The sequence below is a fragment of the Acinetobacter sp. YH12201 genome (assembly GCF_013418145.1).
In the GTDB taxonomy this organism is placed as follows: Bacteria; Pseudomonadota; Gammaproteobacteria; order Pseudomonadales; family Moraxellaceae; genus Acinetobacter.
Map to the genome: position 1 here is coordinate 1 of NZ_VPCP01000100.1, position 8,952 is coordinate 8,952.

An 8,952-nucleotide genomic window follows, 5' to 3' on the forward strand; every position below is an offset into this window, starting at 1 on the left:
GTTCAAATGGCTATTCTACGTTTGATTGGTTTTGGAAAAAAAGAAGAATTTAAGAAAGTGCTAGCAATTTTAAGAAAGAAAAAGCCTGATAGGACAAGGATCCTATGAAATTTGTCGTGTACAGAGACATTTTGGTATAAAATATAACGAGATGGCTGCATACTCAATGTTAACTTGGCAAACATTGCACGAGATAGATCTTCTTGGCGTTGTACCGGATTTTTCGAAAGCTCCACTCCCACAAATTTTACAGAAAATTTAGGTGTAAATTCGAACTTTTTATTTTTAGGTATTGAGTCTTGGTCATATAAATCTGTATTTCTAACTAACTCAAAACGGTCCACACTATGTACAATCCATACTGGTCGTGCTATGTAAAGTGTATATGCTCCATATAAAAGTGTAATTATTTGCAATATAAAAATACAGATTAAATCAAATTTCAATGATTTCTTTTTAGACTTATACACCAAAAAAGTAAGGGAAGGTCCTATGATTAAGCTTGTAAGCATAATAAGGCTAACGATGTTCCAAAAACCGACCGCATTAGCGAGTGGTGCTGCGTAACTCCCCCAACAAAATACAGCAAGCATTATCACGTATATAACGAAGGTAAAGACCAAGTGATAAAGTGCGACTCTTAATCTATTTCTCATATATCATAACCCATAAAAAAAGCCGATAAAATCGGCTTTTTTGCTTCAAGCTGAATTATTTACATTCAGAAGGCACATATTTCGCTGGCATAGTACCACGAGCTTGTGCAGCAGTTAAACCACGAGATACAGCCGTTGCTGTACCTATCGAGCCACATGCCCATTGTAATGTTTCACCATTGCTGACAGTAGTAGCAGAAAGAACGGTTGATGTACCACTTACATTAATATAAGGAGTTAATTTAATAGTTTTACCCTGTGCTTCTGTTGGTAGGCTTGCATCTGTTGATGAAGTGATTGTAATTGCTCCAGTATTACGAGTACCAACAACGCTTGCCACATATTTACTTGTTACTGGAGAAGCAGCAATACTTGTTACAGCACCATTCACCCCAACAATACCACCGCTTTGGAAAGCTTCACTAATTTCAGCTTTAGCAGCCGAGCCAACACTTAGCATTTCTGTAACTTTCGCACGTACAGTATAGTTTTGGTAAGCTGGAATTGCTACAGCAGCCAAAATACCGATAATCGCCACAACGATCATTAATCTTTTTCATTCCATAAGTTACTTTGTATGGACATGCATCAACCAACTGAATTATATTGATTTATTCTAATTATAATTTTGTCCATATAGACAGACCTTTTAAAAGACAAATTTTTCTAATTTGTCCATATCAAAATTTTTGATGAGATTACGTTAGCTCGCCTTAAATATTATGTTCTTGCTATAGTTGATCTGAATTAAGGAAAAGTATGAATACCGAATATGGTAATACGTTTTTTTGAGGTATTTTCAAAAATTCTTCAAATCCTAACACCCCACTTAGTATTTTTAATTTACACATATTGACATACTTCCAACAAAACTAACATTTTTTGTCACATATAAACTCACACGAAATTAATTAAAATAAAACTTATTTAGATAAATTTCATAAACTTATAAAAAAATAAGCAATTGGCATAATTAATGCTATAAATTAAACAGCTAACAGGCTTTATTAAAAACAAATTGGAGAATGTCTATGAATACACAGAAAGGCTTTACGCTGATCGAACTTATGATTGTGGTTGCTATTATCGGTATTTTGGCAGCTGTAGCGATTCCTGCATACCAAAACTATACAGTTCGTGCAAAAGTAACAGAAATGATTGCTGCGGGTGCTTCTGCTAAATCAGCAGTTAGTGAAGCTTATCAAAGCAATGGTTTAACAGGAGTTAAAGCTGCTGCAACTGCGCTTGCAACTGAACAAAAAGCGGGAACGACAGCAAGTAAATATGTAAGTAAAGTTGTAATTACACCAGCTTCAGGTATAGTTACTGTAACCTCCGCAACAGACGGTGATATTTCTGGTTTACCAACTGATGCATTGAGTAAAACTCTCGTTTTAACTCCTTATATTGGTACAACTGATTTAGCAAGTGCAACAACTGGTGGAAGCATTGATTGGGTATGTACTTCTAAGACTAAATCAACAGCAACAGCTCGTGGTTTTACTACTGCAAAAGCAGGTACAATGCCTGATAAATATGTTCCTGCTGAATGTAAATAATTTATTTATAATGTGAAATAATAAAACGCATCGTAAGGTGCGTTTTTTATTTTTAGAGTTCAAAGGGTTATATTATGGTAAAAAATGATAAATATCTTTTAGGAATGGCCGGCGAATTTAATGTTTGTGCCGAGTTAATGAGGAGAGGATTTTCTGCTTCTATTACATATGGAAACTCAAAAAAAGCAGATATAATCGTACTGAATGATGATCAGATTAAAATGGTAGAAGTTAAAACAACATCTAATCAAAAATGGGTACTGGGTAAAGTACCACAGACTTCAAACAAAATTTGGTGTTTTGTTTACTTTCCTCAAGATTTAGAACAAAAAGCAGAATACTTTATTATCCAACAAACTGATTTATCTAGAATTGTAGCAGAAATAGATATGGAATATAGAGAAAAATTTCGAAACAAAAATGGTAAAGAACTGAGTAAAGGTGTTGCCAGTATCAATCAAAAAGAATTATTGCAATATAGAAATGCATGGCATTTTTTTAATAACTAATTTATTAGCGATAGTTAAATTTATGTTGATACAATTAAAACATTATGAAATTGAAGATTTTTTATGTATTAATAAAGAACAATTAAAGAAGTTAGCTATATAAAAAGGATTATGATAATGTCTAAACGCCTTAAATTTTTCCTCGGTCATTTAACGATTTCAGCAATCATTGCATTGCTGGTGATTTGCGTGGTTTTCCTACTCTGGTATCCTGCACCACTTGCCAAGGCGGTGGGCGTTACCCATATTTTCCTTATGATGCTGGCAATTGACGTCATTATTGGTCCGGTTTTGGGTTTATTAGTTTATAAAGAAGGCAAAAAAACCTTAAAAATGGATTTGGGCATTATTATTTTACTGCAATTATCTGCATTGGGTTATGGTGTTTATAGCATTGAGCAAGGTCGTCCGGCATGGATTGCCTATGTGGTGGATCGTTTCGAACTGGTTAGAAAAAATGAAATTGTCGATGAAAATATTACAAAGGCATTGCCACAATATCAACATCCTGCATGGTTAAAACCGCAATATGTGATGGCTCAACGTGGCAAAACAAATGAAGAAAGAAATAATGATCTTTTTGCGGAAGCTTTAGGTGGTATCTCAATTGCACAACGTCCAGAACGCTATACCGATATTTTAACTGCAAAAACACAAATCCAGCAACGTATGCAAAAACTGGATCAGCTCAAACAATATAATGATGAAAAAAGTGTTGCGGATATCTTGGCAAAATATCCACAAGCTGTTGGCTGGGTGCCGTTAAAAGCGATTGCTGTGGATATGACAGTATTGCTGGATGAACAGGGCAATGTCGTGAAAATTGTCGATTTAAGACCGTGGTAATAATTTTAACGACATATTTTTAGCCCATTTATTAAAAAGCCACTAAGTTCACAAACTGAGTGGCTATATCAATCAAATAGTCCGAGCACTTTGCCTCAACTCAAAATTCTCCAACAGCAATGAATTAAACTTTTCCAAAAGTTTTTCATAATCAGCTTGTAACTGTTCATAATCACTTTTCACTTTGGCAGACTTAGCTTTTACCTTAGCAATTTGCTGTGTAGGAGATAGAATATTTTGTGCCACTTCTTATGCTGCAAACTAACTTGCATCAATTAATATAGCATGACAGCTCTTTTTAATTAAATAACGTTTAAAGTCAGATTTTAATATCACTTAGCTGATCACATAAGCATATTAATTATTAAAAATAATATTAATATATTCAAAAACACTTATTTAATTAAATTTTTATTATACAATTATTTTAAGTTTGCTATAATTAAAATTTCTTTTAAACTAAAACTTGGGCAGAGTAAAACTTGAAGTGCGACATAAACCACCTAATTAATTTAAAGGGTTTATGGAGTATATAAAATTGTCATACCATCATCTTAACTTTGAAGATCGTACTGCATTAATGCTTGAATCAAGAAAAGAAGGCTTTTCACCCAGAAAATTTGCTGAACTTATTAAAAGACATCCTAGTACGATCTATCGTGAACTTAAAAGAAATAGCATCAATGACGTTTATCAAGCCCGATATGCTTCTGATCACACCTTCGCTAGACGTAGACGTGGTCATAGAAAACTCAAAATCGATTCAATCCTTTGGAAATTTATTGTTGAAGCGATCCGTTGTTTATGGTCTCCTCAGCAAATAGCAAAGCGTTTAAAGACATTTCCTGATTTGGATCAAACAATGAATGTAAGCCATACAACGATTTACTCAACTATACGAGCATTACCAAAGGGTGAGTTGAAAAAAGACTTATTATCCTGTCTGCGTCATGAAAATAAAAAGCGAAAAGCTAACGGTGAACCTAAAAAAGATTCTATATTACAGGATATTAAAACTATTCATGAGCGCCCAGCCGAAGTTCAAGAAAGAAAAATACCGGGTCATTGGGAAGCCGATTTAATTAAAGGTAAAGACAATAAAAGCTCGATAGCAACACTTATTGAACGAAATACACGGCTCTGTATCTTGGCAACATTACCTGATGCAAAGGCAGAATCCGTGCGCAAGGCTTTAACTGAAGCTCTGAAATATTTACCTGCAGAACTGCGTAAAACGTTGACCTATGACCGTGGACGTGAGATGTCAGAACATAAAAAACTCGAAGAAGATTTAGGCATAGATGTATATTTCTGTGACCCACATTCACCCTGGCAAAAAGGCACATGCGAAAATATGAATGGTTTAATTAGGCAATATTTACCTAAAGGGATTGATTTAAATCAGGCAGATCAGCATTATTTAAATCAAGTTGCCATGTCACTGAATACTCGTCCTAGAAAAGCGTTAGACTGGCTTACACCATTAGAGAAGTTTGCTCAGCTTGTTGATTATCATAAGGCTTTTGAAACTGTCGCACCTCATGTTTGAATTCGCCCTACAATCTTAACATTGGTATTAATAAAGTTGATCGTTGCATTGACCTATTAAGAAAAGATTATAAATAATTAGTCATATTTTATTATTTTGTCCATATCAGCTTACTTATGGAAACTTAGTTTTATATGGACACTTATGGAGTATCAATAAGAGTAAAACCCTTTTGCATAGATTTCATAACATTCTCCACAAATGTTTTTTGTTTATTTATAAGCTTTGTAAAGCTAAAGTAGCTTATTTTATATATAGCACTAAATGTGCCAAGACCGATTATAATAAAATTAACAGAAAAAACAGCACTTTAAAAAAATAAAATTGTTACAACGTAGTTTTAATGTTTTTTTTAGTAAAAAAGTGACGATTTATGTCACTAATCCACCTATTTTCTAACGCAAAATAATCGGCTCATTCCCCAATTCATTATTTTTCTCTTGAACTGATTGAGTATAAAATTGATTAAGCACTTCCCCAATATTCATTACACCTGTTACTACAGCCAACCTAAACTGCTTCTGAGCCAACTGGGCAATGATATTTTGGCAAATTTCATCCCAAACTGCTTGTTCAGTTGCTTTCTGAATCCCCCGATCAATCAAAATTTCAACTTTACATTCACATAAATTAATATATAAAAGTACACCACTATTATATTCAGTATCCCATACCCCAAGTTCTGCAAACAGCTGACGAGCACGCATGCGAGTGGTTTGAAAATAGGCATGATTTACAGGAAGATGACCTTCAATCACCACCTGAATTTCCCCAATATGACCACACTCAGCCTCGCTAACTGCCTGAGCGATGGCTGCCTGATCCTGTTTGGAGAAATATCGTTTGGTTGCAGGCATATATAAAAAATGCTTTAGCCAACGCTTAAAACTTGGCTGATTCACTTCTGCTGTTTTAGCTTGTGTGACAATCTCTGTCGTATCTGTTGTTGTTACCATGATCCTGATGCTCCTCCTCCACCAAAGCCGCCACCGCCTCCACTAAATCCACCGCCACCGAAGCCCCCCCCTCCTCTACCACCTCCACGACCGACAGATGAAAGTACCAGCTGAAAAATGGTTTGCGCAATTGCAGTAATGAGTAAAAAGAAGATCCCTACGCCAATCAATAAACTGGTAACCAAGCCAGCCCCATTGACCAGTCCAGCCACCGTACCCGCGACAGCTGCTGTAGAAGCACTTAAAGGTTTGCCTACAATAAATGAACCAATAATCCCGGCAATTAAAATAAACAAGGCTGTACTCAAGGTTTTCTCTTTGGCCTGTTGTTCATGTAAGGCCTTTTCTTGCCGTTCTTTCAGTTCCTGTACTGCATTGGCGGCAACTTCAGGATCCATATTTAAAATCCGTTCAATTTCAGCCAAACCAGCATCAATACCTTGTGCATATTGAGCCTGTTTAAAATAAGGGGTAATTTGATTACGAATGATTCGGCTTACGACAATATCAGGCAGTACACCTTCCAGACCATAGCCAGTTAAAATCTGGATACGTCGGTCATTCACCGCAATCGCCATGAGTAGACCATTATCCTGTTTTGCAGATCCAAGTTGCCACTTCTCAGCCACCTGCATGGCGAAATCAAAAATATATTCCTGTCCCGTCGTTGGGACGATCACCACACCAATTTGAGCCTTGCCCTGTTCATGCAGCTTGATAATCCTCTGACTGATCTCCTGCTTTTCACCCGCACTAAGTAAATTAGCCTGATCCACAACCGGTTCATTTAAAGTCGGCAGTCCACGGATAGCCTCACCTTGGGCCATATCATTGGCAATTTTCGGCTGCTGAACGGGTGTCTGTAATGAAGGTTTTTGCTGCTTTTGATTGGCTTGTTGCTGCTCCTGAATGACTTTCCCTGCAATCACGGCATCTTCATGATCCGTGGCTGTTGTCACCTCACTTAAAGCAAATGGACTGGACAATATTGCACAACACAAAACCAGCAGTTGCACAATGAGAGCGAGAGTACTTTTATTTTCTGGAGCAGACATCAGCGCACCCTTTTTTATGCAGCTACCCAATTAATCAAATGAAACCTTAGGCGCTGTTTGTGCACCCTGTTCGGCACTGAAATTCGGTTTCGGATTCATACCGATGACTTTAGTCGTCATCACTTGCGGGAACTGCCGTGAATAGGCATTAAAATCTTGAACTGAGGCAATATAACGGTTACGTGCCACCGCAATGCGGTTTTCAGTCCCTTCCAGCTGCACCTGTAAATCACGGAACTGCTCGTTCGCCTTTAAGTCAGGATAATTTTCTGAAACTGCAATTAAGCGTGATAATGCACTGGTCATCTGTGCCTGAGCTTGCTGATATTTCTGGAATAAAGCCGGATCTTCCAGCACTTTTTTATCCACTTTTAAACCTGCCACGTTAGCACGTGCCTGAGTGACTTCAGTTAATACCTGCTCTTCATGCTTGGCATAACCTTTTACCACATTAACCAGATTAGGCACCAAATCGGCACGACGTTGATACTGGTTTTGCACTTCTGCCCAGGAAGCCGTAACCGCTTCATCCTTCACCTGTAAAGTATTATAACCACAGCCTGATAGGCTCAAAGTAGTGCTTAGCGCCAAAATAACAAACGTTTTCTTCATAAGATTCATTGAAATATTCCTCTATTATTTATTTGTATTTGTTTAAATATTTTTTCATTCTATCGGTATTTTCTAAAGCTTATGTAGTTTTTTAATGAATTTTTTGTCCAGTTGAACATCAAACACCATCATTCATTAAATCGGATAATGTTCATGGGCATGATAGTATTTATGCTGAATACTATTAGACAAAAAAACAAGCGACGGAATCATCTGCATTATTCCACCCCTCACAGCATAACTGAGCTGCTCAATCCTCTAGAACCAGAAATATCAGGCTGAGATGCAAAAAATCCGATACCAAATATGGCACCGGATTATTTCTTAACATTCTTGGCACTAAGCTGATCAATGAAGATCCCTTTTATGAGACACGAATGCCCGTAATGCAATAATTAACAATTATTGATAACCATCTTCCGTTTTATCTACTTCAATACGGTAAAGTTTAGTGCCATTCTTAGCATATACTAAACGGCCTGCATTCTTATAATACGTTTCTAAACGATACTGATCTTGAGAAAACATGCCTGCAACTGGAATCCAAGCCTTACCTGTTTGGTAGTTTTTTTGATCTGATGGCATGCCAACCATATCTTCGACTTGGCGTTTAGACATGCCAATCTTCAAGTTTGCAAACTTCGAGTTTTTATAGTCTCCTCTGATCTCTCCAGTATAGCTACCATCAATCGAAGCCACTTTTACAGTATTACCTGAAGCAGAAGAAGGGGTCTGTTGAGATAAGTTTTTTGAACCTGATGGAGCTGGCAAAGAAGAACATGCCATTAAACTTAAACTGCTGACAAGAATAAAAATATTTTTCATTTTTTAGCCTTATTACTATAGGAAATTTTAAGAAAATTGTGAAGTAATTCTAAGGAAAATTAGTGCCTTAATATATAGCTTTTTATACCAAAAGTAAAAAACAAGAAGCTGTAGCATATTATCTTTTTAACACTTCAATCTCATTACTTTAAACAAAGTGCAAGATGAGGTGGGAAGCTACTCACGCAATATCTTTCTCCTTCAACGAAACTCATGCTCTGAAAAACGTACTTTTCCTTAAAGCAAGAATGTTAATTTACCCGAATTACGGATAAGAAAACCGCTTGAAAAAAAGATGGTTAGAGCCATTTAGAAAGTTACTACACAAACCAAAGACTCTAACCACCATGTTTGATTTTACAGAAATCTTCTGTGTTATTGATGA

General features: G+C 36.4%; 9 protein-coding genes and 1 pseudogene. 4 read left to right on the forward strand and 6 right to left on the reverse strand.

Translation table 11 applies throughout. The features are described 5' to 3' along the window. Positions 1–711 precede the first annotated feature (711 nt). A complete protein-coding gene (locus FTU91_RS14500; RefSeq protein ID WP_180082660.1) occupies positions 712–1,203 on the reverse strand; it encodes a pilin in 492 nt (163 codons plus the stop codon). A 484-nt stretch (positions 1,204–1,687) separates the two neighbouring features. Between FTU91_RS14500 and FTU91_RS14505 the strand changes: the two genes are divergently transcribed. The 3 genes from FTU91_RS14505 (at position 1,688) to tfpZ (ending at position 3,570) form a co-directional block, all read left to right on the forward strand. Next, the gene (locus tag FTU91_RS14505) at positions 1,688–2,215 is read left to right on the forward strand and encodes a pilin (RefSeq protein ID WP_180082662.1); all 528 of its coding nucleotides are present in this window, start codon (positions 1,688–1,690) and stop codon (positions 2,213–2,215) included. Between the two features lie 74 nt (positions 2,216–2,289). Continuing rightward, positions 2,290–2,724: a hypothetical protein gene (locus FTU91_RS14510; protein WP_180082664.1), complete on the forward strand. Its 435-nt coding sequence runs from the start codon at positions 2,290–2,292 to the stop codon at positions 2,722–2,724. Positions 2,725–2,841: 117 nt separating this feature from the next. Then, complete coding sequence (tfpZ, locus tag FTU91_RS14515; RefSeq protein ID WP_180082666.1) at positions 2,842–3,570, forward strand: TfpX/TfpZ family type IV pilin accessory protein; 729 nt, start codon at positions 2,842–2,844, stop codon at positions 3,568–3,570. 72 nt (positions 3,571–3,642) lie between these two features. On the opposite strand, the pseudogene FTU91_RS14520 reads toward tfpZ, so the two are convergent. Further along, a pseudogene (locus tag FTU91_RS14520) lies at positions 3,643–3,906 on the reverse strand (hypothetical protein); the annotation flags it as partial. Between the two features lie 244 nt (positions 3,907–4,150). On the opposite strand from FTU91_RS14520, the gene FTU91_RS14525 reads away from it, so the two are divergent. Then, entirely contained in the window at positions 4,151–5,119 is a 969-nt protein-coding gene (locus FTU91_RS14525) for an IS30 family transposase (RefSeq protein ID WP_235663160.1), read from the forward strand. A gap of 395 nt (positions 5,120–5,514) precedes the next feature. Here FTU91_RS14525 and FTU91_RS14530 read toward each other — a convergent pair whose 3' ends face one another. From FTU91_RS14530 to FTU91_RS14545, 4 genes are all read right to left on the reverse strand, one after another. Then, the gene (locus tag FTU91_RS14530) at positions 5,515–6,075 is read right to left on the reverse strand and encodes a TPM domain-containing protein (RefSeq protein ID WP_180082670.1); all 561 of its coding nucleotides are present in this window, start codon (positions 6,073–6,075) and stop codon (positions 5,515–5,517) included. Further along, the gene (locus FTU91_RS14535; protein ID WP_180082672.1) at positions 6,069–7,130 is read right to left on the reverse strand and encodes a YgcG family protein; all 1,062 of its coding nucleotides are present in this window, start codon (positions 7,128–7,130) and stop codon (positions 6,069–6,071) included. The genes FTU91_RS14530 and FTU91_RS14535 overlap by 7 nt, the downstream gene beginning before the upstream one ends. A gap of 30 nt (positions 7,131–7,160) precedes the next feature. After that, positions 7,161–7,751, reverse strand: a complete 591-nt coding sequence (locus FTU91_RS14540) for a LemA family protein (RefSeq protein WP_180082674.1) — start codon at positions 7,749–7,751, stop codon at positions 7,161–7,163. A gap of 393 nt (positions 7,752–8,144) precedes the next feature. Next, on the reverse strand, positions 8,145–8,567 hold the full coding sequence (locus FTU91_RS14545; RefSeq protein ID WP_180082676.1) for a hypothetical protein: 423 nt from the start codon (positions 8,565–8,567) through the stop codon (positions 8,145–8,147). Positions 8,568–8,952 lie beyond the last annotated feature (385 nt).